Origin of the sequence: Yonghaparkia sp. Root332, assembly GCF_001425665.1 — a bacterium.
Classification (GTDB): domain Bacteria; phylum Actinomycetota; class Actinomycetes; order Actinomycetales; family Microbacteriaceae; genus Microcella.
Map to the genome: position 1 here is coordinate 955,515 of NZ_LMCX01000002.1, position 24,027 is coordinate 979,541.

Here is a 24,027-nt window from a genome sequence, read left to right on the forward strand (position 1 = left end):
CGCCAGAATGAGCACATGACACGCCGCGGCCTCATCCTCTTCGCCTCCCTCGGCGTCATCTGGGGCATCCCGTACCTGTTCATCAAGATCGCGATCGCCGAGCTGAGCCCCGAGTTCCTCGTCCTCGCCCGCACGACCCTCGCCGCCGCCCTGCTGCTGCCCATCGCGGCCCGCCACCGCGCGATCCGCCCCGTGCTGCGCCGCTGGAGGCCGCTCCTCGCCTTCACCCTGTTCGAGATCGTTCTCGCCTGGTACTTCATCAACGCCGCCGAGCAGACGCTGCCGAGCTCGACGGTCGGGCTGCTGCTGGCGAGCATCCCCCTCGTGGCGATCGTCGTCGCGTTCGTGATGGGCCGCCGCGACCGGCTGACGGCGGTCAACGGGGTCGGGGTCGCGCTCGGGATGCTCGGCGTCGCCGCGATCGTCGGCCTCGACGTGGGCGGCTCCGACCTCGGAGCCGTCGCCCAGCTCGCCGTCGCCGTCATCGGCTACGCGATCGGCCCGGCCATCCTCGCCCGCTGGATGCACGACCTGCCCGGCGTCGGCGTCATCGCCGTCGCGCTCGGACTCAGCGCGCTCGCCTACCTCCCGATCGTGGCGCTCACCGGCGGGTGGCCGACCGAAGTGCCGTCGACGATGACGATCGTGTCCGTCGTGGTCCTCGCCGTGCTGTGCAGCGCCGTCGCCTTCCTGCTGATGTTCGCGCTCGTCGCGGAGGTCGGCCCCATTCGCATGTCGGCGATCACCTACGTGAACCCGGCGGTCGCGGTGCTCGCGGGCGCGCTCTTCCTCGGCGAGGCGATCACGATCTGGACGCTCGTGGGCTTCGTCACGATCCTCGCGGGCTGCGCGCTCGTGACGCGGCCCGACCCTCGAGGGCGAGCGGCCGCCGGCACCGGCGATCAGGCGATGGATGCTGATGCCGAGGCCTCCCCCGCGACCCAGCCCGAGCATCCGTCGCTCGACGAGGTGCTCGACGAGGCGATGCCGCCGACGGAGCCGATCGTCCGCTAGGCCGGCTCCGGGGCCGATGCGACGTCGGGGATATCCTCCGCGCCGGCCCCGGTGGTCAACGGCGGAAGATGTGCAGTGATGCCGCGGCCGACCAGCCAGAGCAGAAGCGACAGCACACCCCACTGGAGCAGGGAGCCGGCGATCGCGAAGTCGAGCGCCCCCGCGCCGAACTCCTGGGCGTCGCGCGCGATGCCCACGACCCACAGGAACGCCGCGATGGACGGGAGCACGATCGCGATGGCACCGAGCCACCGCAGATAAACATTCGTCATGTCGGTGACAGTACGGAGCCGCCGTCGCCGAAGCGCTCCACGACGCGCCGCAGAGTCGCGAGGCTGCGGGACGTCGCCGGCGTCACTGCGACCCTCTCGATCACGGGGGTGCCGTTGCTCTGCCGTTCGACGTCGTTGAGCACGACCGCCCAGGCGCTCCCGGCATGCTCGCCCGTCGCCACGATGCAGCAGCCCCCGAGACGCTGCGCGGACTCCGCCGCCGCGGTCGAGGGGTCGACGGCGGGCGCGGCGTGCACCGTCAGCTCGCGGCGCGAGGCGTCCGGCCGGTCGCCGTGGTCGTCGGCGATCGCCTCGATCACCTCCATCGGCAGAGCGAAGACCTCGCGGCGGATGCCCGTCGCGCTCCCGAGCGCATCCTCCACCGCCTCGGCGAGCGCCGACGGGTCGCCCGACTCGACCACCACCGTGCCGTTGCTCTGCACGCTCACCGCGTCGACCGCGCCCGCCGCGGCGACGCCGTCGAGCAGGTCGGCCGTGCTCGGCTGACCGCGCTGGCCGACATTGACGTTCCGGATGAGGAGGACGTGCCTCATGCCGTCGTCGGCTCCGCAGTCGAGACCCACTGCCGGACGAGGGCGCGCACGGCATCCGCGTTCCCCCGGACCGCGCCGTCGTCGGCGAACGTCGCGATCGCACGATCGACACCGCGCCACTCGAGCAGGGCATCCGGGTCGTCCATCGTCGGCCGCTGCGTGCCGGGTGCGGCTCTCGCGGCGCCCCGATGAAGAACCAGGCGGATGCTCCCATCGCGGTTCACGCCGGTGGTCACCACATCGCGGCCGTCGAGCGTGAAGCTCGGGGCGTTCCACTTGATGGCGGCTCCGAGCCGCGGCTCCGCGGCGAGGATGAGCGCGCACAGCGTGCGGAGGGCCCGCGCGGCCTCGGGCTGCGGCACAGAGCCGAGGAACTGCTCGATCGCGGGCGGCATCGGCGCAGCATCCGTCATCTGATCGCCCCTCTCGTCGGGAACCGGTGCCGCCATCATGGCGCACGCACAGGCTCACGGCGGCGGGAACGCAGACGGGCCCTGCAGTGTTGACCCCAGTGGCTGCCGAACGCAGCCCCGTCGGAAGGACCCGCCATGACCAACCCGTACCGCGCCACCCCCGAGGCGATCGCCCGCCTCACCCCGATGCAGCGCAAGGTCACGCAGAACGACGGCACCGAGCCGGCGTTCCGCAACGAGTACCACGACAGCAAGGCCGCCGGCCTCTACGTCGACATCGTCTCGGGGCAGCCGCTGTTCTCGAGCCGCGACAAGTTCGACAGCGGCACCGGCTGGCCGAGCTTCACGAAGCCGATCAGCGCCGAGGCCGTGACGACGAAGACCGATCGCACGCTCTGGATGAAGCGCGTCGAGGTGCGCTCCTCGGGCGCCGACAGCCATCTCGGGCACGTCTTCGATGACGGCCCGCGCGAGGCCGGAGGCCTGCGCTACTGCATGAACTCGGCATCGCTGCGGTTCATCCCCGTCGACCGGCTCGAGGCCGAGGGGTACGGCGAGTTCGTCGCCCACTTCTCGACCGGCGGTGCCGGCACCACGACCACCTCGAACGGAGACGCCATGTCCATCGACCTCAGCATCGGCGAGATCACCCGCACCCCCGGCACCGAGACCGCCGTTCTCGCCGGCGGCTGCTTCTGGGGCATGGAGGATCTGATCCGCAGGCAGCCGGGCGTCATCAGCACGCGCGTCGGCTACACCGGCGGGCGCAACGACCACGCCACCTACCGCAACCACCCCGGCCACGCCGAGGCCGTCGAGATCGTCTTCGACCCGACCACGACGACCTACCGCGACATCCTGGCGTTCTTCTTCCAGATCCACGACCCGTCGACGAAGGACCGCCAGGGCAACGACGTCGGCTCGAGCTACCGCTCGGCGATCTTCCCGCTCGCCCCCGAGCAGGAGCACGTCGCCCGCGAGACCATCGCCGACGTCGACGCCACGCGCCGCTGGCCCGGCCCCGCCGTCACGACGATCGAGAAGGTCGGCCCGTTCTGGCAGGCCGAGGAGGAGCACCAGGACTATCTGATCAAGCACCCCAACGGCTACACGTGCCACTACCCGCGGCCGGGCTGGACCCTGCCGCGGCGCGACGAGGCGGCGGCGAGCTAGGCGCCCCCGCTAGCCTTGCGGCCATGACGAGCTGGTCGGGCGACGCATCGCTCCTGGCGACCGCCGACCGACTGCTCGGGAGCAGCCACCCGCGCGCGGCCGTCGCGCTCGTGACCCCGCAGGGCTCGGCGACGGCGTGGCGGGGCGTCTCCGAAGGCGCCGACTCCGAGATCGGCTCGATCTCGAAAGCGATGACGGGGATGCTCTACCGCGACTCGATCGACCGCGGCCGGGTCACCCCGACCACCGTGCTCGCCGAGCTCCTCCCGCTCGACGGGCACGGCGCTCTCGAGCGCGTGACGCTCGAGGCGCTCGCGACGCACCGCTCGGGGCTCCCCCGCCTCCCTCCCGGCATGCAGCCGATGCGGCGCTCGTGGCGCCTGTGGACGCGCGGCGAGAACCCGTACGGCGACTCGCTCGCCGAGCTGCTCGAGCAGTGCCGCGGGGTGCGGCTCGGCGCGGCGCGCGGCCGGTACTCGAATCTCGGCTTCCAGCTGCTCGGGCATGCGGTCGCCGCGGCCGAGGGCACGAGCTACGTCGAGCTGCTGCAGAGCCGGTTCGGGCCGGGCGACTGGGCGCCTCGAACCGAAGACGAGCTTCGACCCTCGAGCCTTCGGGGGGTCTCGCGTCGCGGCCGGCCACGGGAGGCGTGGACGGGAGAGGCGATCGCACTGGCCGGGGGCATCCGCGCCGGCATCGGAACCATGCGCGCGCTCCTGGAGGGCATCCTCGACGGCTCCGCCCCCGGGACCTCGGCGCTCGACCCCGACACCGCCTACGCGCCGGGGGTACGCATCGGCGCCGGCTGGATCACGATCGGCCGCGACGGGCGGAGCCTCACCTGGCACAACGGCGGCACGGGCGGCTTCCGGAGCTGGATCGGCGTCGATCGCGCCTCGGGCACCGGAGCCGCCATCCTCACCGCGTGCGCCCGCTCGGTCGATCGTGCCGGCTTCGGACTGCTCGGCGAGCACGCGCCCTCCTCATGAACGTCGCCGCAGCGACGTAGGGTGTGCTCGACCGACCCGGAGGATCCACCGATGCACGAGATCATCTGCCCGCACTGCAGCAAGGCCTTCACGGTCGACGAGGCCGGCTACGCGGACATCCTCAAGCAGGTGCGCGACCGCGAGTTCGCGCAGGAGCTCCACGAGCGGCTCGAGCTCGCCGCGCGAGAGAAGCAGACCGAGATCGCCCTCGCCGAGGCGACCCTCACGGCGAAGTTCGAGCGCGACGCCGCCAAGAGGCAGACCGAGCTCGAGCACGCCGCCGCAGAGCGGCAGGCCGAGATCGAGCGCCTCAAGGCCGAGCTGCGGTCGACCGAGACGACGCAGAAGCTCGCCGTGAGCGAGGCCCTCGCCGCCGTCGAGCGCGAGCGCGATGCCCTCAAGAGCGCCCTCGAGAAGGAGGTCGCGCAGACCCACGCCGAGGTCGAGAAGCTCAAAGCCGAGCTGTCGGCCGCCGACGTCGCCCGCCAGCTCGCCCTCGCCCAGGCAACGAGCGCCCTCGAGAAGGAGCGCGACGACCTCAAGCGCGACCTCGAGCTGCGGGCGACCGAGCAGAAGCTGCTCGAGGCCTCCCTCAAGGAGCAGCACAGCACCGAAGTCGCCCTGCTGCAGGAGACGATCGAGACCTACAAGGACTTCAAGGCCAAGCAGTCGACGAAGATGCTCGGCGAGACGCTCGAGCAGCACTGCGAGATCGTCTTCAACCGGGCCCGCTCCGGCGCCTTCCCGCGCGCCTACTTCGAGAAGGACAACGACGCGAGCGGCGGCACGAAGGGCGACTTCATCTTCCGCGAGTCGAACGACGAGGGCGTCGAGGTCATCTCGATCATGTTCGAGATGAAGAACGAGGCCGACGCGACGGCGTCGAAGAAGAAGAACGAGGACTTCTTCGACAAGCTCGACAAGGACCGCACGGCGAAGGGCTGCGAGTACGCCGTCCTCGTCTCGATGCTCGAGCCCGACAGCGAGCTCTACAACGAGGGCATCGTCGACGTCTCGTACCGCTACCCGAAGATGTACGTCGTCCGCCCGCAGTTCTTCCTGCCGATCATCACGCTGCTGCGCAACGCCGCCCTCAGCACCGAGCAGGTGAAGAGCGAGCTCGCCCGCGTGCGCGAGCAGAACGTCGACATCACCAACTTCGAGGAGCGCCTGAAGGTCTTCAAGACCGGCTTCGCCCGCAACTACTCGCTCGCATCGGACCAGTTCGGCGAGGCGGTGAAGCGCATCGACGAGGCGATCAAGGACCTCGAGAGGGTCAAGGATGCCCTCATGAAGTCGGCGAACAACCTGCGGCTGGCGAACGACAAGGCCGACGGTCTCACCATCAAGTCGCTCACGCGGGGCAACCCGACGATGGCGGCGAAGTTCGCCGAGCTCGAGAAGGGCGAGGTCGCGGTCGCCGAGGTCGACTGAGCGACCGCCGCTCAGGCCCGCGCTGCGCGCTCCTCGATCTCGTCGATGCGTCGCTGCAGGAACCGGCGCTCGGCCGCGGTCGGCGCGAGCGCCAGGGCGCGGTGGTAGTGCGGCAGCGCCTCCGCGTCCTCCCCCCGGCGGCGCCAGAGGTCGGCGCGCGTGGCGTGGAGGAGGTGGTACTCCGCGAGCAAGGCGTCGAGGTTGAGGGTGTCGAGCAGGGCGAGCCCAGCATCCGGGCCGTCGGAGAGCGCCACCGCGATCGCACGGTTCAGATCGATGACGGGAGACGGGGAGACCTCGCTCAGTCGCGCGTAAAGGGCGGCGATGCGGTCGAACCTCGTCGCCTGCGCCGTCGGGGCCGTCGCGTGCTCGGCCGCGATCTGCGCCTGCAGCAGGTACGGGCCGGGGGCGGCGCCGACCCCCTGGAGGGCCGTCTCGGCTTCGGCGAGCATGCGGGCGGCCTCGGCGATGGCCGCCGCGTCCCAGAGGGTGCGGTCCTGCTCGTCGAGCAGCACGAGCTCGCCATCCGCGTCGAGCCGGGCCGACGTGCGCGAGTGCTGGAAGAGCTGCAGGGCGAGCAGCGCGAGAACCTCGGGCTGCTGCGGCATGAGCGACGCCACGAGGCGCGTGAGCCGGATGGCCTCATCGGCGAGGGCCGGGCGCACGATGTCGTCGCCGCTCCCGGACGCGTAGCCCTCGGAGAAGAGCAGGTACAGCACCGCCAGAACCCCCGCCGTCCGCTCGGGCAGCAACCGGAGCGGCGGGACGCGGTAGGGGATGTTCGCGGCACGGATCTTCGCCCGCGCGCGCACCAGCCGCTTCTGCATCGTCTGCTCGCTCACGAGGAAGACGCCCGCGGTCTCGGCGACCGTGAGACCCAGGACGGTGCGGAGCGTGAGGGCGACGCGGGCCTCCATCGCGAGCGCCGGGTGGCAGCACGTGAAGATCAGGCGGAGTCGGTCGTCGTCGATCGGCATCGTCGGCTCCTCCTCTGCCGGCGGCTCAAGCTCTCGGGCGTGCCGCTCGGTGGCTCGGCGCTCGGTCTGTTCCTTGCGGATCGCGTCAGTGGCCGCGTTCCTCGCGACCGTCGTGAGCCAGGCGCCGGGGCTGTCGGGGATGCCGCGCTCGGGCCACGTCGTCAGCGCTCGGGTGACGGCGTCGTGGAAGGAGTCCTCGGCGAGATCCCAGTCGCCGGTGCGGCGGATCAGGGCTGCGACGATGCGCAGGCGCTCGGACGCGATGACCTCGGCGAGGGCTGCGCTCGCCTCGGTCGCCGCGTCACGAGATGCGGGCATCCGTCGTCTCGATGCTCAGCCCTCGAACGGCCAGATGGGCCGGACCTCGACCCGGCCGAAGCGGGCCATCGGGTGCGCGGCGGCGATCTCGAGGGCCTCGTCGAGGTTGTCGACGTCGATGAGGTCGAAGCCGGCGATCCACTCCTTGGTCTCGACGAAGGGGCCGTCGGTGAGGATGGTCGCGCCGTCGCGGACCGTCACCGTGGTGGCGTCCGACGGCGGGCGCAGGCGGTTGCCGGTGCGGGCGATGCCGCGGCGCTCGATGTCGGCGCTCCACTCCTCGATGTTGTCCTCCTCGGGGATGTACGTGGGCGCTTCGGGATCGCTGATGATGAGCAGCAGGTATTCCATGGTCGTCTCCTTCTGTCGCAGTCGAGGTCGATTACACCAGGACGACGAAGAAGGGCGGGCCGGGAGGACACACCGCGCGATGTTGGTCCCGAAGTCGGCGCTACAGCAGCTCGTCGTCCTCGTCGTCGACGTCATCGTTCGACCGCGAGGTCGACGACGCGGGCCGCTCGCCGACGGCCGTGCCGGGCTTCACGCCCGTCCCCGGCGCGTGCTTGTCGCGCTCGACGACGAGCCACTCGGGCATCTCCTCGAGCAGGGCCTTGATCTCGGCGGTCGTCATCGAGTCGCTCACTCCCCCGCGCGCGAGCGCCGAGTTCGACACGCCCAGGCGGCGGGCGACCTCATCCCGCGGGTGCGGGCCCTCGCGGCGCAGCGACGTCAGCCACTCGGGCGGGTTCTCCTGCAGCTCCATCAGCGCGGTGCGCGAGATCTGCGCCTCCTGGAACTCCGCGGGCGTCGCCGGCAGGAACACGCCGAGCTTCTTCGCGGCCGTCTTCGGGCTGAGCAGCTGCTCCTTCGGGGGCTTCGGCTGCTGGCGGCGGTCTTCGCGGGGCGCATCGGTCATACCCCGAGCGTAGGCGACCCCGGCGCCCGCCCGCCTCGCCGGTAGCCTGACCCCATGCCCGAACCGCGCCCCGAGCCCCTGCGCGTCGCCTTCGTGCCCGGCGTCACGCCGACCAAGTGGGAGCGCATCTGGCGCGAGCGCCGCCCCCGCGGTCGCATCGATCTCACCCCCATGACGCAGGCGGATGCTCTCACCGCCCTCCGCGACGGCACCGCGCACATGGCGCTCTTGCGCGACACCTCGGCGACCGACGACTGGCACGCCATCCCCCTGTACCGCGAGGCCGCGGTCGTCGTCGCCCCCAAGGACTCGCCCGTCGCTGATCGGGCCGCGCCCACGCTCGAGGATCTCGCGGACGAGACGGTTCTCCCCGTCGACCTCCTCGACGGCACTGGCGAGGATGCCGTCGCGCTCGTCGCCGCGAACGTCGGCGTCGCCGTCATGCCGCAGTCGGTCGCGCGGGCGCAGTCGCGCAAGGACGTCGTCGCACGCATCCTCGCTGGCGGGCCTGACACGGGGATTTCGCTCGTCTGGCCGATCGACGACCCACACCCGCTCGCGGATGAGTTCATCGGCATCGTGCGCGGGCGCACGGCGAACAGCTCGCGCTGACCTCCGCGGGCCACCCCCGCGGGTTTGACCCTGTGGTAGCCACACGGTGTTCACTCGACCGTGTTCGCCCGCACGACTCCGACGACCTCCGGGAGGCCGCCATGAGCGCCCCGTCCACGACCGACGAACCCACCGCCCCACCTCGCACCAAGACGCCTGGGTGGCCCGAGATCCTCACCGGCAGCGCGGCCTTCCTCCTCGCATTCGCCGCGATCGCGCTCACGCTCCCCCTCATCGACGACCCGGCCACGCAGGGCATCGCGGGGCTCTTCGCCTCAGGAGCGCTCGGGCTCGTCGCGTTCGGTGCGGCCGTGCTTCTGCGCATCCGATCGATCGACGCCTTCGGATTCCGACGCACGACACCCGCCCGCATCCTCGTCGGCGCCGGTCTCGGCATCGCGACCTACCTGCTGGGCGTGCTCGTCGCGATCGCGTACATCACCGTCACGGGCGACGCCGAGAACGTGCAGGCGGGCTACCAGGCGGCCGCGGCGGGCGGGTGGCTGTCGCTCGCCGTCACCCTCATCGCTGGCGCCGTCATCACTCCCCTCGGCGAGGAGGCCTTCTTCCGCGGCGTGCTCGCGAACGCCCTGATCGCCCGCCACGGCGCGTGGGTCGGCGTGCTCGTGAGCGCCGCGGTCTTCGCCGTCGCGCACGGCATCAATCCCGTGCTGCCGATCGCATTCGTCGTCGGCGTCAGCACCGCGCTGCTGTACCGCTGGTCGGGCTCGGTCTGGCCGGGCGTCGCGCTGCACGCCACCAACAACGCCACCGCTTTTCTCGTCCCGCTCGCGATCAACCTGGGCCTGGCATGATGGGCGCCGAACCGAGGCCCGGAACGACTCGAGCGAGGTCCAGCATTCAGACGCGCCGAACGGCGAGACGCGCCCCGCAGACGGTGCGCGCGACGACCGCGGGCCTGGCAGCCCTCGTCCTGCTGGTCGGGTCCGGATGCTCGGCCGTGGGCATCGGCGGAGCACCGACGCCGAGCCCCTCCGCCCCGGTGGCCGCCGAACCGAGCCCCACCATCGACCTCGACGACGACCTCGCCGACCTGGAGGGCGAGTACGACGCCCGCGTCGGTGTCTACGCCGTCGACACCGGCTCAGGCGAGACCGTCGCCTACCGGGAGGACGAGCGCTTCGCCTACGCGTCCACCTTCAAGGCGCTGCTCGCCGCCGTCGTACTGAAGACCGTCGACGACCTCGACCGCGTCATCACCTACTCGGCCGACGAGCTCGTCGACTACTCGCCGGTCACCGAGCAGAACGTGGATGGCGGGATGAGCATCCGCGAGCTCGCAGAGGCGACCGTGCGGACGAGCGACAACTCCGCCGCCAACCTGCTGCTGGACGAGCTCGGCGGGCCCGCAGGGTTCGCCGACGCTCTCACCCGCGTCGGCGACCGCACGACGCAGCCCGAGCGCCGCGAGACCGAGCTCAACACGGCCGTGCCGGGTGAGACGCGCGACACGAGCACGCCGCGCGCGCTCGCCGAGACGCTGCGCGGCTTCGCGCTCGACGGGCTCCTCGACGACACCCAGGCCGCGACGCTCATCGACTGGATGAGCGGCAACGCGACCGGTGACCCGCTCATCCGCGCCGGAGCCCCCGAGGGATGGGCCGTCGCCGACAAGTCGGGTGCCGGCGGCTACGGCACCCGCAACGACCTCGGCATCGTGTGGCCGCCCGACGGCGACCCCATCGTCATCGCCGTGCTCACCACGCGCGATGCCGCCGACGCCGAGTACGACAACGCGCTCGTCGCCGACGTCGCCGCCGTCGTGCTGGAGGAGCTCGGCTGATGGCGTGGAGCACGCGAGAGCTCGCCGAACTGGCGGGAACGACGGTGAACACCGTGCGCCACTACCACCAGCTCGGGCTGCTCGACGAGCCGGAGCGACGCCACAACGGCTACAAGCAGTACGAGGTCGCGCACCTCATGGCGCTGCTGCGCATCCGGCGCCTCGTCGACCTCGGCGTGCCGCTCGGGCAGATCCGCGAGCTCAGTGCGACGCCCGCCGCGAACCAGGCGCTGCACGAGGTCGACGCCGAGCTCGCGCAGAGCATCGAGCGGCTGCAGAGCGCACGCGCGGGGATCGCGGCGATCCTCCGCGAAGAGGTGCCGGCCGACGTGCCCGCCGGGTTCGAATCGGTGGCGTCGCGGATGTCGGACGCCGACCGCTCGATGATCCACCTCTACTCGCGCGTCTTCGATGAGGAGGCGCTCGCCGACCTGCGCACGAGCGTCGAGCTGTGCGACAGCGAGGTCGAAGCCGAGATCGACCGTCTTCCGGCCGATGCTGACGAGGCCACCGTCGCTCGGCTCGCCGACGCGCTCGCGCCGAGCCTCGTGCGCAGCATCATCGAGCACCCCTGGCTCGCCGACCCCGGCTCACGGCTCACCGGTGACCGGGCATCCGCCGGCGAAGCGCTCGCCGAAAGCATGAAAGCGCTGTACAACCGCCCGCAGCTCGAGGTCTTCGTGCGCGCGAACGCGCGGGCGCTCGAGCTCGCCGAGGAGATGCGCACCGCCGGCGAGCAGCCCCCTTCAGACGTCGCTGACTGAGCCGCGCGGTGGGCAGGCCGCTCGAGACTGCCGCTTTAGGCGAGGCGCGCGGTCGCTGCCGGGCGCAGGGAGCCGGCCGCCCCGAACGCCCGCGCGGCGAACCGCGAGCCGATGAGCGCGTGCGCCTCTGCGCTCGGGTGGAGCCCGTCCGGCAGCGGCAGCCGCTCGGCGTCGTCGGGGCCGTAGAGCGACAGGCCGTCGATGTAGCCGAGGTTCGCGTCGTCGCGTGCGGCGACGAGCTGCTCCATCGCGTCGCGGATGACGGTGAGCGTCAGTCGGCCGGCAGCGGTGTCGCCGGGCGAACCCGTCGCGATGAACCGCATCTCGCCGGCCGCGAAACCGGTCGGGTCGACTGCCCCCGGCCCCGGCGTGTCTTCGTGGATGCCGCAGAAGATCGGCGACACGAGCAGCAGCGGGGTATCCGGGTGGCCGTCGCGGATGGTGTCGAGGAAGCCGTGGACGGCGGGCACGAAGCTGCGCAGCCGCATCGCGTCGAGGTTGACGACATTGATGCCGAGCTTGACGCTGATGACGTCGGCCGGAGCATCCCGGATGACGCGCGCCATGAACGGGTCGACGAGCGCACTGCCGCCGAACCCGAGATTGCGCAGCTGCACACCGGCGCTTCGGGCCGCCACGACGGGCCAGATGCCGGTCGGGGTGGCGGCGTTCGAACCGTGACTGATCGAGCTGCCGTGGTGCACCCACACCGGGCCGACAGGCGGAGCGGGCGACACCGGGGCACGGGCGTGCAGCGCCACCACGTCGACCTTCTCGTTGTGGGGCAGCCACAGTTCGACGACCCGCTCGCCCGCCCCGGGCAGCGACACCTCGATGCGATCGGGCTCCCCCGGCGTCAGCTCCCGGCCGCCCGTCTGCAGGTCGAGCTCGACGGCGTCGCCCGCCTGCAGCTCGTGCGAGGCCACGAGCTCGCCGTCCACGACGACGTCGACGACGCCGCGCGGGCGGGAGAACCCGCGATAGAAGACGCGCGTGGCGTGCAGCTCGAGGGTGATCGAGGTGGCGCTCGTCGCGAATCGGACCCGCACACCCGAGGGTTGCGCCTCCATCATCGCCAGCTGCGGATCAGCGTCGCGTTCGCGCACGGATCGCGGCAGACGGTGCGGGCGAACGCCTCGCTCTGTTCGTTCCAGCTCCGTCGCTCCCAGGATCAGATCCGGGGTGAGGGGGATGGTGATCACGATGCCTCCTTCATGGTCGTGCGGGTGCCGGATGCGTTCCGTCAACGTGGGCGACGGCACCGCCGCGCCGTCGTACCTCGGTACCACGAGGTCCGGATCAAGATCGGCCTGCAGACCGATGACCCGCGTCGCCGTGATTCGTAGCGTGGTTCGCGACACACGATACGAAAGGCCATTTGGATGATAGAAGCACGCGCACTCACAAAAAAGTTCGGCAAGCGGACAGCCGTGGACGGCATCGACTTCCGGGTTCAGCCCGGTCAGGTCACGGGGTTCCTCGGCCCGAACGGCGCCGGCAAGTCGACGACCATGCGCATGATCGCGGGGCTCGACCGCCCGACCTCGGGCGAGGTGACGGTCAACGGGCGCCACTACCGCGAGCACCGGGCGCCCCTCCGCGAAGTGGGCATCCTGCTCGACGCGAAAGCCGTGCACACCGGCCGCACCGCCTACCGACACCTTCTCGCCATGGCCGCGACCCACGGCATCGGCGCATCACGCGTGCGCGAGGTCATCGAGCTCGCGGGCCTCGAGTCCGTCGCCCATAAGCGGGTCGGCGGTTTCTCCCTCGGCATGGGTCAGCGACTGGGTATCGCCGCAGCGCTCCTGGGCGACCCGGCGACCGTGATCCTCGACGAGCCGGTCAACGGGCTCGACCCCGAAGGCGTGCGCTGGGTGCGGACGCTCGTCCGGGGTCTCGCGGCGGAAGGGCGCACAGTTCTGCTGTCCTCGCACCTCATGAGCGAGATGGCGCAGACGGCGGACCACCTCATCGTGCTCGGTCGGGGGCGGGTCGTCGCCGACGCCACGGTGGACGAGGTGATCGCCCGGGCCACGGGATCCTCGGTGAGAGTGCGCACTCCCGACCTGGCGAGGCTCCATCGCACCATCGCTGCGGGCGACGTCACCGTCACCACGCTCGATGACGGCGCCGCCGTCGTCTCCGGTCTCACGCCGACGCAGATCGGTGACGCTGCCGCGAGCGCGGGAGTCGCCATCCACGAACTCGTAGCGCTGAGCGGCTCGCTCGAAGACGCCTACCTCACCTTGACCGCCGACGACGTGGAGTACCGCTCCGCGCACGTCACCCGAACCCCTGAGGAGGTTGCGCGATGACCGCCGCAACCCTGACCCCCAGCCCCACTGTCCGATCGGATGCGCGACTGACGTTCCCGCGCATCCTGCGATCGGAGTGGATCAAGCTCACGAGCCTGCGCTCGACGCTCTGGTCGCTCGGCCTCATCGTCGCGCTCGGCGTCGGACTGAGCTTCCTCGTCGCATCCCTGGGCTTCGGCATGGAGGGCGCATCGGCACCTGACCCCGGCGCAGTGGTGACGACGGCAACGATCGGCGTGTCGTTCGGTCAGCTGATCGCGGCCGTTCTCGGCGTCCTGATGGTCACCGGCGAGTATTCGACCGGGATGATCCGCTCGACCCTCGCGGCCGTGCCTGCTCGACTGCCCGTGCTGGCCGCCAAGTCGCTGGTGCTCTTCCTGCTCGTCTCCGCCGTCGGCGCGATCACCATGTTCGGATCGTGGGCCGCCACCTACCCGGTGCTCGACGCGCAGGGCCTTGCCGTCGGACTGGCCGAGCCCGGGCTCGCGCCCGCACTCGCTGGCGCCGCTGTGTACCTCGGGTTGACGGCCGTGTTCGCCCTGGGCCTCGGCACACTGCTGCGCTCCTCCGCCGGCGGAATCGCGGCGTCGCTCGGTGTGATCCTGGTTATCCCGACGGTGCTCCCCCTCCTCTCGCTCGCCGTCGACTGGGCCGATGAGGTCGCGCCGTACATCTTCTCGAATGCCGGAGTCGCCATGGCTCGCCTGCCCTCCACGGAGTCCGTCGAAGAATCAATCGGCCAGACCCTTCTCGAACCCGGGCTCGGCGGTCTGGTCGTCCTTGCGTGGACTCTCGTCTCCCTTACCCTGGGTGCCATCGCACTCCGCCGGAGGGACGCCTGACGCACGCCACGAACGGATCATCCGGCGCCTCCTCGGGGGCGCCGGATGATCTCGCGCTCCCCCGCCCGCCTGGCACCATCCGTCGATACCTGCACCGACACCCGTGGCTCACTGACTCCCTCGTCGCCCTCGTCTATCTGCTGTTCGCCGCGATCTTCGCCGTCGTCGCCGCGGTCGCACCCGACATGCCCCCGCTGTGGGCGGTCATCGCACTTGGCGTTGCAGGGGCGCCCGTCGTGCTGCTGCGACGCCGGTACCCCCTCCTCATGTTCGCCCTTGCCAACGTGCTGATCATCATCGGCTCGGCCATCGGCTCGACGGCGGAGATTCTGCTGCCACTGCTCACGATCTACGCCGTCGGCGTCTACCGCCCCACGCGCGCTGCGTGGATCAGCTTCGGAGCCGGCTCGGCGGCAGCGATCGTCGCGGGCCTCGTCGCGGCTGCACGCGCGCCGGCGCTCCCGGGCGCGGCTGCGGATGCGAGCCAAGACTTCGTGGGGGTCTGGTTCAACAACACGGCAACGGCCATCGTCTTCCTCCTCGTGGCAACCCTCATCGGCACCAACGTCGGCAGCCGCAAGCGATACGTCGCGGCACTCCTCGAGCGGGCCGCGCAGCTGGCCAGAGAGCGTGACGCGCAAGCGGAAATCGCGAGCGCGCACGAACGCGAGCGCATCGCACGGGAGATGCACGACGTCATCGCGCACAGCCTGTCCGTCATGATCGCGCTCACCGAGGGAGCCCGCGCCTCCGCACCCGAGCATCCGGAACGAGCGCAGGATGCCATGGGCCGGGCTGCCGAGACCGGGCGGCGCACCCTCGCTGAGGTTCGACGGCTCCTGGGGTCGGTTCGCGGTGACGGCGGAGACCAGCAGGTCACTCGCGCCCCGCAGCCGGGAGTCGACGAGCTGCCGGCGCTCGTGACCGAGTTCACGCGTGCCGGCCTGCCCGTGTCGCTCTCCATGAGCGGCTCCCCCGTCCGCGACCCGGCGTTGGAACTGACCGTCTTCCGGCTCGTCCAGGAGTCACTCACCAACGCGCTCAGACACGCGCCGCAGGCGACATCGGTGAGCGTGTCGCTCACCTGGACCACCGAGACCGTCGAGGTCGTCATCGAAGACGACGGCCCCACCGCGCCGTCGACGACGGGCGACGTCGGCCGCGGCATCCTCGGCATGCGCAAACGCGTGGCGTTCTACGGCGGCGAGCTCGAGGCCGGGCCGCGGTCCGCCAGGGGATGGCGGGTCCGCGCGACACTGCCCCTGGAGAGGAGCACATCGTGACGGCGCTTGTCCGAGTCCTCCTTGCCGATGATCAAGAACTCGTGCGGTACGGCTTTCGGCTTATGCTCGACGCCGATCCGCACCTCGAGGTCGTCGGCGAGGCCGCTGACGGGTTGGAGGCGGTCGAGGCGGCTGACCGGCTTCGCCCCGATGTCGTGCTCATGGACATCCGGATGCCCGGCATCGACGGGCTCGCCGCGACCGAGAGAATTACCTCCCGTCTCCCGGGCGTTCGCGTGCTCGCGCTCACGACCTTCGACCTCGACGAGTATGCGTTCGGCGCCCTCCAGGCGGGCGCGTCGGGCTTTCTGCTCAAAGACACCCGACCCGCCGAGCTGGTGACCGCCATCCTCGCCGTTCATCGAGGGGATGCGGTGGTCTCGCCCCGGATCACGGCGAAGCTCATCGAGATGGCCGCCCCGCACCTCGCTACCGGCGCCCATCGCATCCGGCGCGATGCAGAGGCAGCACTCGCACCGCTCACCGCGCGCGAGCGCGACGTATTCCTTCTCATCGGGCGCGGAGCGACGAACGGAGAAATCGGCGCCGAACTTCGGCTGACCGAGTCGACGGTCAAGACGCACGTCGGGCGGATCCTGCTGAAACTCGACCTCCGCGATCGCGTTCAGGCCGTGATCCTCGCCCACGAGCTCGGCATGGCGGGGGCCTAAAGGCCGATGGGAGCACTTCACCGAGATCTGAGAGCTCGCGTCGCTCGGCGGGTAGGTGCGACGCCGCTCGACCGTAGGAGGGCCGGCACGGCGAGGGCGCCGATGAGCACGGGGTGGCCGTCGCGGATGGTGTCGAGGAAGCCGTGGACGGCGGGCACGAAGCTGCGCAGCCGCATCGCGTCGAGGTCGACGACGTTGACGCCGACCTTGACGCTGATGACGTCCGCCGGCGCATTACGGATGACCCGCGCCACGACTACCGCTCGAGGCGACGGGCACCCACCGACACGTGGTCGCTTTCAGGTCCGGGGGGGCCTCACACCACCCCGAGCGCGAGCATCGCATCGGCGACCTGGGTGACCCCGGCGATGTTGGCGCCGGCGACGTAGTCGTCGGGCACCCCGTACTCGTCGGCCGTCTCGAGGCACCGGTCGTGGATCTGCCGCATGATCTCGGCGAGCCGCTGCTCAGTGTGCTCGAAGCTCCACGAGTCGCGCGACGCGTTCTGCTGCATCTCCAGCGCGCTCGTCGCCACACCGCCCGCATTCACCGCCTTGCCGGGGGCGAAGAGGATGCCCGCCTCCCGCAGCACGCGCACGCCCGCCGGCGTGGTCGGCATGTTCGCCCCCTCGGCCACGACCTTCGCGCCATTGCGAGCGAGCGCCCGCGCTCCGCGGTCGTCGAGCTCGTTCTGCGTCGCGCACGGCAGCGCGATGTCGCACGGCACGTCCCAGATCGAGCCGCCCGCGACGTAGCTGACCTCGCCACCTCGCTCGTCGGCGTACTGGGAGATGCGACCGCGACGCACCGTCTTGATGTCGGTCAGCAGTTCGAGGTCGATGCCCCGGGCATCCGCCACATAGCCCCCGGAATCGGAGCACGCGACCACCGTCGCGCCCAGCTGGTGCGCCTTCTCGATCGCGGAGAGGGCGACGTTGCCGGAGCCCGAGACGACGACGCGCTTGCCTTCGAGGCTTCCGCCGTGGCGTCGCAGCATCTCGTCGACGAAGAACACCGCGCCGTAGCCGGTGGCCTCGCGACGCACGAGCGAGCCGCCCCAGCCGATGCCCTTGCCGGTGAGCACTCCCGACTCGTAGCGGTTCGTCAGACGCTTGTACTGGCCGAAGAGGTAGCCGATCTCGCGGCCGCCGACCCCGATGTCGCCCGCGGGCACGTCGGTGTACTCGCCGATGTGGCGGTGCAGCTCGGTCATGTACGACTGGCAGAAGCGCATGACCTCGGCGTCGCTCTTGCCCTTCGGGTCGAAGTCGGCGCCGCCCTTGCCGCCGCCGATCGGCATGCCGGTGAGCGCGTTCTTGAACGTCTGCTCGAAGCCGAGGAACTTGATGATGCCGACGTTCACCGAGGGGTGGAAGCGCAGACCGCCCTTGAACGGGCCGAGCGCCGAGTTGAACTGCACCCGGAAGCCGCGGTTCAGCTGCACGCTCCCCGCATCGTCGACCCACGGAACCCGGAAGATCAGCTGCCGCTCGGGCTCGACGAGGCGCTGCATGATCGCGGCGTCGGCGTACTCGGGGTGCTTCGCCACGACCGGCCCGAGGCTCTCGAACACCTCGAGCACGGCCTGGTGGAACTCGGTGTCACCCGGATTCCGGTGCACCACCTCGTCGAACACGGGCTGCAGAGCGGGGTCGAGAGCGAGCATGGGGAGGCCTCCGTGGAGCAGAAAAAAGCCGCGAGTTGTGCGCGGATACGGTCAGGGTACCGGTCACCCGACAGGTGTCGTGCACTGCTCGGATGGGACGTCGTCGCGGTCGCCCGCTCGCTTCATCGCGAGCGGCGGCGCCCTGGCCCGCGTGCGCGTCGGCCGCGCGACCGCGCAATGGCGGGCACGGCGAGGGCGCCGACGAGCAGCGCTCCCCCGAGCATCCGTCGACCCGCCTGTCGAGGCCGGCCGCCCCAACCGCCCTCGACGGTCGCCATCTCAAGCGGCGCCGACTCGAACAGGTTGCCGCTCGTGGCCGGTGCCGTCTCCGTCTTGGAGAGGTGCAGCTGGTCGACGTAGGTCGCCATCGACTTCTCGGCCGACTCCGGCGACGCGCGGTGCTGCGCGAGCAGGGCGCGCCCTCCGCTGCCCACCGGCACCTCCGCGCGCGGCTTCCGCGTGCTCTTCACGATCTCGCGGGCCACGCGCTGCGGCGCATTGACGGGCGGCGGCGCGAGCACGCGGCGGCCGGTGTAGTTGGCGGCCTGCGCGAAGATCGGGGTGTCGATGACGGCGGGCATGACCGTCACGACGTGAATGTGCTTGAGCTTGTCGAGCCGCAGCTCTGAGCGGATGCTCGCCGACAGCGCCGTGACCGCCGTCTTCGACATCGAGTACGCCGCCGTGTACGGCTGCGGCACCGAGCCGAGCACCGACGACACGTTGACGAGCACGCCGCGCCTTTGGCTGCGGAACACCCGCAGCGTCGCCCGCGCTCCGTGCACGTAGCCCATGACGTTGACGTCGAGCACGCGCCGGAAGTCCTCCAGCGGAACCTCGGTGAGCGACCCGGCCATCGTGACCGACGCGTCGTTCACCCCACGTCGATGCGCCCGAACGTCGCAATCACCCGATCGGCCAGCGCGTCGACCGCCGCCGCGTCGGTGACGTCGAGCGGAACGACGAGCGTCTGCGCGCCGAGCTTCTCGCACTCGGCGGCGACCTCCCGCAGCGCCTCCTCGCGGCGGGCGGCGAGCACGACGTTCGCCCCCTTCTTCGCGAAGCGCAGCGCGGATGCCCGGCCGATGCCCGACGACGCCCCCGTGATGACGACGGTGGCGCCCTTGATCTTCTTCAGTCCCTTTGTCATCCGGCCACGGTAGGAAGCGGCTCAGGGTGGTGGCTAGCCCCGCGGGCGGCATGCACAGGGTGAGCCCAGGTCTGCGGGCGCGACCCGCCAGACGGCCCCTCTTCGGCGACAATCGCTCGACCCCGTCGTGAGTTGGTCACTTAGTTGTCTTCTTCGGCGAGACACGTCAACAGATGTCGTGAGCGGCCCCTACTGTCAGGAACATGGAAGAACTCACAGGCTCTGCTCTCCGGGAAAGAATGGGTGCCTATCGCGATGAGGCGTCGTGGGCGGTCTGGGAAACGGATGCCTCGGGCGAGCTCTCGGCCTCAAACGCTTTCCCGCAGACAGACATTGAGCACGTTCATGGCCGCGCGATGATCGTTTCGCTGAACCCCGCGTCGAGAAAGAACCCGGAAGGGACAGGAGACCACCCGAACTGGGCCAATTTCCACAGCCCTCACCCACGACACAACGACGGGTTTCTCGCTGCCGCGCTGATCGGGACGCAGTACTGGGGTTCCTACATGACCGACTTGCATCCCGAAGTGTGGGAATCGAAGTCCGGGCTGGTAAAGCCGGCAAAGGAAGCAATCGCGCAGTCAGTCGATGGCCTCATCGAGCAAGCGCGGTTGCTCGGCTCGGTCCGAGCAATCATCTGCGTTGGACGAAGATCACACACATCGATCTCGGCTCACGCGGGTCGCATCCATGCCTCGCTCGGACCGACCAGTGTGATCGGAATACCCCACTACTCGGGTGCCGCGGCAGCCGTTCACCGCGGCAACGCTGGGACCTATCGTGAAGCTGTTCACATTGCCTTAGGTCTACGGTCGTGACCGCCAGTGGGCCTGACGGCTCTCACAAGTACCGACTCGACTCGGAAGACACGAACAGTCTCGGAATCGACGTCAACGCGGCGTTATCTCAGGGGAGAACGGACGGAGAGGAGTACATCCGGCGCTGGTATGCCGACGAACGGGAACAGGCCGCCCGCGAGTATTGGCAAAGCACCTTTGATTTCTGCGTCAGATACAACACGCGCTTCATCCCGGAGAACTTCTAGCGACGCCGCCTTCCAACTAGATCTCACGTTTGCAGCTGCGGCCCTCGCTAAAGACCACGAGGCTGGCACGCGTGGCACGGCTACCTTCGCGCTCTCGCCGAACCAGTGCATGGCTCTGGCCTCGACGGGCTGTTTGGCGCAGCCCAGTTCGCGAGGCCGGACGACGGCGACCCGATCGTTCTCGCGGTATTCGCGACCCGTGGGAGCGCCGACGTCGAGGCTCGGCATACTGACTGCATGAGCACACCTCAGTCGCCCGGCCTGACGCCTCGTCTACTGCCCGACTCCGTCGACTCGAGACTGTTCGTCGAGCTCGCGAGCTACGCAGCGGACCTCCTCGAGGCGAGCGCCGCGATCGACCTCGCTTTCCGATCGCGCGCCGATGACGGCCCCCTCGACGATGCCACCGGGTTTCTGATCGGATACGCCGCGATGGCCTACTGCCGAACCTACTTTCCGTCCAAGGTGCGCAGGCCGATGACCGACTACGTCAGCATCCCCACTGAGCACGGTGCCGTCCACGCGCTCATCACCGACTATCGAAATCGGCGCGTCGCCCACTCGCATTCCCAGCTGGCGAGCACCTTTGCCGTCATCGTGCTGGACGCCAACGGTTCACCGCGGCCGGGTGTCTTCGGTCTCACCACCTCGCAGGTGCTGCCCCCAGAGGTGCTCGATGCGTGGGCGGAGTTGATCACAGTACTCAGCGATCGCCTCGGCGAGCTACAGAACGAGGTCGAAGCGAGGCTGAACGCGGTGATTGCCGCGACCGATCGCGAGGAAATTCGCCGGTGGCCCGCGGGCCCCGCTGTTTCCGCCCAGTTTTCGACTGACTTCACGGCTCGAGACTCTCGAAGTCGCTACCCCGACACTTGGACCGAGTTCTGGAGCCGAGACGATTAGGCATTGTTTGGCTACCCGCCAGATGGCCTTGTGGAGTTCGGCGCGCTGGGCTTCGCGAGTAGTTGGGGGCATGTCAGCGTACTGAGGAGGGCCCACATCCGAGCGGCCTCCGCAATTTGTTGACCGGGTTACGTCTGAATCAACCGCTATGGTCTAAACGGAATCGATGCATGCGGCAGCTCCGCTTCATCTAAAACCTTGTTGAATCTTGATCTCCACTCCCTTCCCCGGTCTGGCTCAACTCCGATCGCGAATGATATCCAGCCATCGACGTGGTTCACGAATGACAGGACTGACTCGAAACTTCGATGCGCGGCGTGTGCAGCGAGCCCGTACTTCTCGCACCCTCGAATGTGGACGTCGATCTTCCGGCGATGCTCGGGGAGGAGCCGGACTTGATCATCCACCAGCAGGCCGAGGACAACCCGTCGGGCACCCGGTGGAATGATCCTCGATTTCCTTCGGTGTGGTTCAAAGCCAGCGCGCCTTACGAGCGCCGCGACGTCGTTCACGATCCTGACGGCACTGTCCCGGTCGAAGTCACCGGGCGCAGACAACATGAGATCGTCGGAATATCTCGTGTAGACCAGCGAGCGGTGCAAAGCGTAGCTTCCAACAAGCCGGTCTAACCTACCCGCAACTGCATTGGCGAGTAGTCCACTTGTGGGCCCGCCCTGAGGCAATACTCCCTGGCGGTCAACTGTGTACGCCTTAATTGAGTAGTAGGGCATTCGCCAGGTTGGGCGAACCGCTCCGATAGCGCGGGTAGCCAGCCGCGAAAGCTCAAATGACAGCAGCTTCGAATAGCCGCTCCGACGAAAAACGCGATAGACATCCGACTCGGTAACTGAATCAAAGAAGTCATGGATGTCCATCTTGACCATCCAACGGGAGCCAACGTGTTGATTCGCGCATTGCACGATTCCCACGCCTCGGCGGTACGCAAAGCTTGCCGAATGCTGCGGAACTGACCCGAATAGGTTCGAGAGCATCCATCGCTGAACGTCCATAAGGATCGGCTCTGGGGCAGAAATGCTTCTCAGCTCGCCGCTCGACTTTGGCACCGCGATTGCGTTGTATGGATCCCTTGACCGGGTAACAACTTCGCGGAGATACGTGTAGCTTGCTCCTGTTTCAGACGCGAGTTGGCCCAGCGTCAAGAGCGGGTAGGACCCGTGCGAGAGCAATCGAGCCCGCTGTGCGATCGCTGTGTCTACCTCGTCAGATGTGAGCCCGTGCTCGAGAGCACCCTTTCTGAAGAGGTGAGGAGGGAGAGACATCACTTACCTTTCGGCCCTTCAGGGTCCCGCTGGACTGGATGGCAATGCCCCGAGTCCCCGTGGGAAAGGCGATTGCCATCCAGTCCCACGCGTAGCCACTGATAGTCCTTCGACCGCAGTCAGCCGCGGTCCATGAGTCTGCAGCCGGAGCTGGACTCTAGGAGCCGTCTCGAGGAGACGGCTTCATCACTAAGTTGCCTCTCCCTACTCACCTCGTAAGACGAGGATAGTACGGCGATTCACCCGGTTCCAGCCCGGCTGAAACGGCGCGTGTCCGACGCCTGGCCATCGCAAGTACGCCTTGCCCAGCTGTTGTAACTCGCGACCTCGAGTCCCTTAAGTTCAATGCATGGATGGACCGGAGGACCCGATCGGCTTCCGCAACATCAATTGCAAGCCGATGGGCGATCTCCTCCGCACTCGACAGATTCAGGGCGAGGGTCGCGACCAGAACTTCCCATCGCTTCAGCCCTGTCTCATCGCTCAAGCGAAATGCAAGTCTCAACTCTCTTGCTGCTGAGAGCTCGGTAGCGAAGTCAACCGCGGGCCGATGAGCACCGATCTCGTCACTGATCGCTGTTGGAACAGACCGACCCGGGAAGAACGGGGTCCACACCTTGGACTGTCGAATGAGAATTGCAGGCAAGTTGTTCGGCACCGAGAACGAGCTCGCAAACAACGCACCGGCGCCACCATGCCCAAGCGGGTTCCCGCCTAGGCGTCCGCGCCGGGCATAGTTCCGACAAATCTCCTCAAGCTTTTCACCCGAGGTTTGAAGCACCAGGTCCGAGACAGACGGCACAACTTCCACGACAGTGACTCGATCAACGTTGGCATCATTCCGCACGGCGCTAAGCCCGAGCGTCGTAGCCGCATAAGCGACCACCAGGAATTTGACCCGGTGCCCCGACCGCCAGCTACGTATGCTCGGGTGGCGTTGCCAGGAGGCTACGTAATCGAGCACCTGGCGCCCCGAGCCGATGTAGTCAGTGAGGAACAGCACCGTCCGGGCTCGTTCCGCCCTCATCGCGTCAAGCGTCACCGGAAAAGGCAATAGCCCGCTTGGACCAGCAGCAGTCCGAATCTCTCGCACCAGCTGGGCGAGCAGTGCCTCACTGCCGGGCTCGCCCGCGTGTCGTTGCGAGGGATCATAGTCCGTGAATACAGCGGGAAGTACAGGCAGAACTCCCGCCGAGAGCGGGATCATGTCTTCTAAAGACATGATGGGCACCACGGCGATGGGGCTTTCGATCGAATGGGCAATCAGCATTTCCTCGACCGTGCGTCGGATTCCAGCGATGACCTCACCTCCCGGCACGAAACGGATCAGGTCGATCAACGCCGAAGCTGCAGGCAAGTCATCCAGCTCAAACTGGAGGAGCCATTCGCGACCACGGGTGGTCTCCGAGGGCTTCATTCGCAAGAGCTCCCATCTGCGCAGTGACGCCAGACTAGGGCCATCGCGACGCGGTAGAGCCATTCACGAGGCAATGGTGAATTTTGATTCTGGCCAGGCTGGCCGATCAACGCACTTTGAGACTGTACTCGGCGAAAGCTCAGTCTCGATCGGTCGTTTCGTCGCACGTGAAAGTGCCGGCTCGATACGGTGCCCAACACATGAACTGGGCT

The 24,027-nt window shown here is 69.0% G+C and carries 26 protein-coding genes and 1 pseudogene; 15 read left to right on the forward strand and 12 right to left on the reverse strand.

From position 1 onward, the window contains the following. The first annotated feature begins 15 nt into the window (after positions 1–15). Positions 16–1,014, forward strand: a complete 999-nt coding sequence (locus ASC54_RS12185; protein ID WP_055899286.1) for a DMT family transporter — start codon at positions 16–18, stop codon at positions 1,012–1,014. Here ASC54_RS12185 and ASC54_RS12190 read toward each other — a convergent pair. Genes ASC54_RS12190 through ASC54_RS12200 form a run of 3 tightly spaced genes read right to left on the reverse strand, consistent with a single transcriptional unit; the run spans position 1,011 to position 2,253 of the window. Beyond that, positions 1,011–1,286 (reverse strand): hypothetical protein, encoded by a 276-nt coding sequence (locus ASC54_RS12190; RefSeq protein ID WP_055861753.1) that lies wholly within the window; start codon positions 1,284–1,286, stop codon positions 1,011–1,013. The two genes, ASC54_RS12185 and ASC54_RS12190, sit on opposite strands and share 4 nt — an antisense overlap. After that, positions 1,283–1,840, reverse strand: coding sequence for a DUF1697 domain-containing protein (locus ASC54_RS12195; protein WP_156376830.1), 558 nt, complete (start codon positions 1,838–1,840; stop codon positions 1,283–1,285). The genes ASC54_RS12190 and ASC54_RS12195 overlap by 4 nt, the downstream gene beginning before the upstream one ends. After that, positions 1,837–2,253, reverse strand: coding sequence for a DUF1801 domain-containing protein (locus tag ASC54_RS12200; RefSeq protein ID WP_162242512.1), 417 nt, complete (start codon positions 2,251–2,253; stop codon positions 1,837–1,839). Before ASC54_RS12200 ends, ASC54_RS12195 begins: the two co-directional genes overlap by 4 nt. A gap of 186 nt (positions 2,254–2,439) precedes the next feature. Here ASC54_RS12200 and ASC54_RS12685 point away from each other — a divergent pair, with 186 nt between their 5' ends. Genes ASC54_RS12685 through ASC54_RS12215 form a run of 3 tightly spaced genes read left to right on the forward strand, consistent with a single transcriptional unit; the run spans position 2,440 to position 5,849 of the window. Further along, on the forward strand, positions 2,440–3,426 hold the full coding sequence (locus tag ASC54_RS12685; protein WP_369813332.1) for a bifunctional methionine sulfoxide reductase B/A protein: 987 nt from the start codon (positions 2,440–2,442) through the stop codon (positions 3,424–3,426). 23 nt (positions 3,427–3,449) lie between these two features. Further along, the gene (locus tag ASC54_RS12210) at positions 3,450–4,415 is read left to right on the forward strand and encodes a serine hydrolase (protein ID WP_055861761.1); all 966 of its coding nucleotides are present in this window, start codon (positions 3,450–3,452) and stop codon (positions 4,413–4,415) included. Between the two features lie 51 nt (positions 4,416–4,466). Further along, complete coding sequence (locus tag ASC54_RS12215; RefSeq protein WP_055861764.1) at positions 4,467–5,849, forward strand: DUF2130 domain-containing protein; 1,383 nt, start codon at positions 4,467–4,469, stop codon at positions 5,847–5,849. Between the two features lie 11 nt (positions 5,850–5,860). Here ASC54_RS12215 and ASC54_RS12220 read toward each other — a convergent pair whose 3' ends face one another. The 3 genes from ASC54_RS12220 to ASC54_RS12230 all read right to left on the reverse strand — a co-directional run bounded on the left by ASC54_RS12220 (position 5,861) and on the right by ASC54_RS12230 (position 8,060). Next, positions 5,861–7,144: an RNA polymerase sigma factor gene (locus ASC54_RS12220; protein ID WP_055861767.1), complete on the reverse strand. Its 1,284-nt coding sequence runs from the start codon at positions 7,142–7,144 to the stop codon at positions 5,861–5,863. Between the two features lie 15 nt (positions 7,145–7,159). After that, positions 7,160–7,495, reverse strand: a complete 336-nt coding sequence (locus tag ASC54_RS12225; protein WP_055861770.1) for a YciI family protein — start codon at positions 7,493–7,495, stop codon at positions 7,160–7,162. A gap of 100 nt (positions 7,496–7,595) precedes the next feature. Next, a complete protein-coding gene (locus ASC54_RS12230) occupies positions 7,596–8,060 on the reverse strand; it encodes a DUF5997 family protein (RefSeq protein WP_055861774.1) in 465 nt (154 codons plus the stop codon). A gap of 54 nt (positions 8,061–8,114) precedes the next feature. Here ASC54_RS12230 and ASC54_RS12235 point away from each other — a divergent pair, with 54 nt between their 5' ends. The 4 genes from ASC54_RS12235 (at position 8,115) to ASC54_RS12250 (ending at position 11,240) form a co-directional block, all read left to right on the forward strand. Beyond that, positions 8,115–8,672 (forward strand): LysR family substrate-binding domain-containing protein, encoded by a 558-nt coding sequence (locus tag ASC54_RS12235; protein WP_055861777.1) that lies wholly within the window; start codon positions 8,115–8,117, stop codon positions 8,670–8,672. A 101-nt stretch (positions 8,673–8,773) separates the two neighbouring features. After that, positions 8,774–9,487 (forward strand): CPBP family intramembrane glutamic endopeptidase, encoded by a 714-nt coding sequence (locus ASC54_RS12240; protein WP_055861780.1) that lies wholly within the window; start codon positions 8,774–8,776, stop codon positions 9,485–9,487. 83 nt (positions 9,488–9,570) lie between these two features. Beyond that, positions 9,571–10,476, forward strand: a complete 906-nt coding sequence (bla, locus tag ASC54_RS12245; RefSeq protein WP_055899291.1) for a class A beta-lactamase — start codon at positions 9,571–9,573, stop codon at positions 10,474–10,476. Further along, complete coding sequence (locus tag ASC54_RS12250) at positions 10,476–11,240, forward strand: MerR family transcriptional regulator (protein WP_055861786.1); 765 nt, start codon at positions 10,476–10,478, stop codon at positions 11,238–11,240. Before bla ends, ASC54_RS12250 begins: the two co-directional genes overlap by 1 nt. Positions 11,241–11,275: 35 nt before the next feature. Here ASC54_RS12250 and ASC54_RS12255 read toward each other — a convergent pair whose 3' ends face one another. Then, positions 11,276–12,502: a GDSL-type esterase/lipase family protein gene (locus ASC54_RS12255; RefSeq protein ID WP_369813328.1), complete on the reverse strand. Its 1,227-nt coding sequence runs from the start codon at positions 12,500–12,502 to the stop codon at positions 11,276–11,278. Between the two features lie 120 nt (positions 12,503–12,622). On the opposite strand from ASC54_RS12255, the gene ASC54_RS12260 reads away from it, so the two are divergent. The 4 genes from ASC54_RS12260 to ASC54_RS12275 all read left to right on the forward strand — a co-directional run bounded on the left by ASC54_RS12260 (position 12,623) and on the right by ASC54_RS12275 (position 16,354). Next, on the forward strand, positions 12,623–13,558 hold the full coding sequence (locus tag ASC54_RS12260) for an ABC transporter ATP-binding protein (protein ID WP_055899295.1): 936 nt from the start codon (positions 12,623–12,625) through the stop codon (positions 13,556–13,558). Next, complete coding sequence (locus tag ASC54_RS12265) at positions 13,555–14,400, forward strand: ABC transporter permease (RefSeq protein WP_055861795.1); 846 nt, start codon at positions 13,555–13,557, stop codon at positions 14,398–14,400. Before ASC54_RS12260 ends, ASC54_RS12265 begins: the two co-directional genes overlap by 4 nt. A gap of 266 nt (positions 14,401–14,666) precedes the next feature. Then, positions 14,667–15,683: a sensor histidine kinase gene (locus tag ASC54_RS12270; protein ID WP_162242513.1), complete on the forward strand. Its 1,017-nt coding sequence runs from the start codon at positions 14,667–14,669 to the stop codon at positions 15,681–15,683. A gap of 62 nt (positions 15,684–15,745) precedes the next feature. Continuing rightward, positions 15,746–16,354 carry a response regulator transcription factor gene (locus tag ASC54_RS12275; protein ID WP_235451472.1) on the forward strand — a complete coding sequence of 203 codons (609 nt, stop codon included), beginning with the start codon at positions 15,746–15,748 and terminating at the stop codon, positions 16,352–16,354. A gap of 17 nt (positions 16,355–16,371) precedes the next feature. Here ASC54_RS12275 and ASC54_RS13285 read toward each other — a convergent pair whose 3' ends face one another. From ASC54_RS13285 to ASC54_RS12290, 3 genes and pseudogenes are all read right to left on the reverse strand, one after another. Next, positions 16,372–16,608, reverse strand: coding sequence for a hypothetical protein (locus tag ASC54_RS13285; RefSeq protein WP_055899297.1), 237 nt, complete (start codon positions 16,606–16,608; stop codon positions 16,372–16,374). A 62-nt stretch (positions 16,609–16,670) separates the two neighbouring features. Next, on the reverse strand, positions 16,671–18,020 hold the full coding sequence (gdhA, locus tag ASC54_RS12285; RefSeq protein ID WP_055861809.1) for an NADP-specific glutamate dehydrogenase: 1,350 nt from the start codon (positions 18,018–18,020) through the stop codon (positions 16,671–16,673). Between the two features lie 122 nt (positions 18,021–18,142). Next, positions 18,143–19,170 (reverse strand): annotated as a pseudogene (locus ASC54_RS12290) (SDR family NAD(P)-dependent oxidoreductase). Between the two features lie 203 nt (positions 19,171–19,373). Between ASC54_RS12290 and ASC54_RS12910 the strand changes: the two are divergent. From ASC54_RS12910 to ASC54_RS12300, 3 genes are all read left to right on the forward strand, one after another. Then, positions 19,374–19,988, forward strand: coding sequence for a hypothetical protein (locus ASC54_RS12910; RefSeq protein ID WP_156376833.1), 615 nt, complete (start codon positions 19,374–19,376; stop codon positions 19,986–19,988). After that, complete coding sequence (locus ASC54_RS12295) at positions 19,985–20,215, forward strand: hypothetical protein (protein WP_055899299.1); 231 nt, start codon at positions 19,985–19,987, stop codon at positions 20,213–20,215. Before ASC54_RS12910 ends, ASC54_RS12295 begins: the two co-directional genes overlap by 4 nt. A gap of 237 nt (positions 20,216–20,452) precedes the next feature. Then, positions 20,453–21,118 carry a hypothetical protein gene (locus ASC54_RS12300; protein WP_156376834.1) on the forward strand — a complete coding sequence of 222 codons (666 nt, stop codon included), beginning with the start codon at positions 20,453–20,455 and terminating at the stop codon, positions 21,116–21,118. Positions 21,119–21,264: 146 nt separating this feature from the next. Here the strand turns inward: ASC54_RS12300 and ASC54_RS12690 are convergent, their stop codons facing one another. Then, complete coding sequence (locus ASC54_RS12690) at positions 21,265–22,398, reverse strand: reverse transcriptase family protein (RefSeq protein ID WP_156376835.1); 1,134 nt, start codon at positions 22,396–22,398, stop codon at positions 21,265–21,267. Between the two features lie 208 nt (positions 22,399–22,606). Continuing rightward, positions 22,607–23,815: a hypothetical protein gene (locus tag ASC54_RS12915; protein WP_156376836.1), complete on the reverse strand. Its 1,209-nt coding sequence runs from the start codon at positions 23,813–23,815 to the stop codon at positions 22,607–22,609. Positions 23,816–24,027 lie beyond the last annotated feature (212 nt).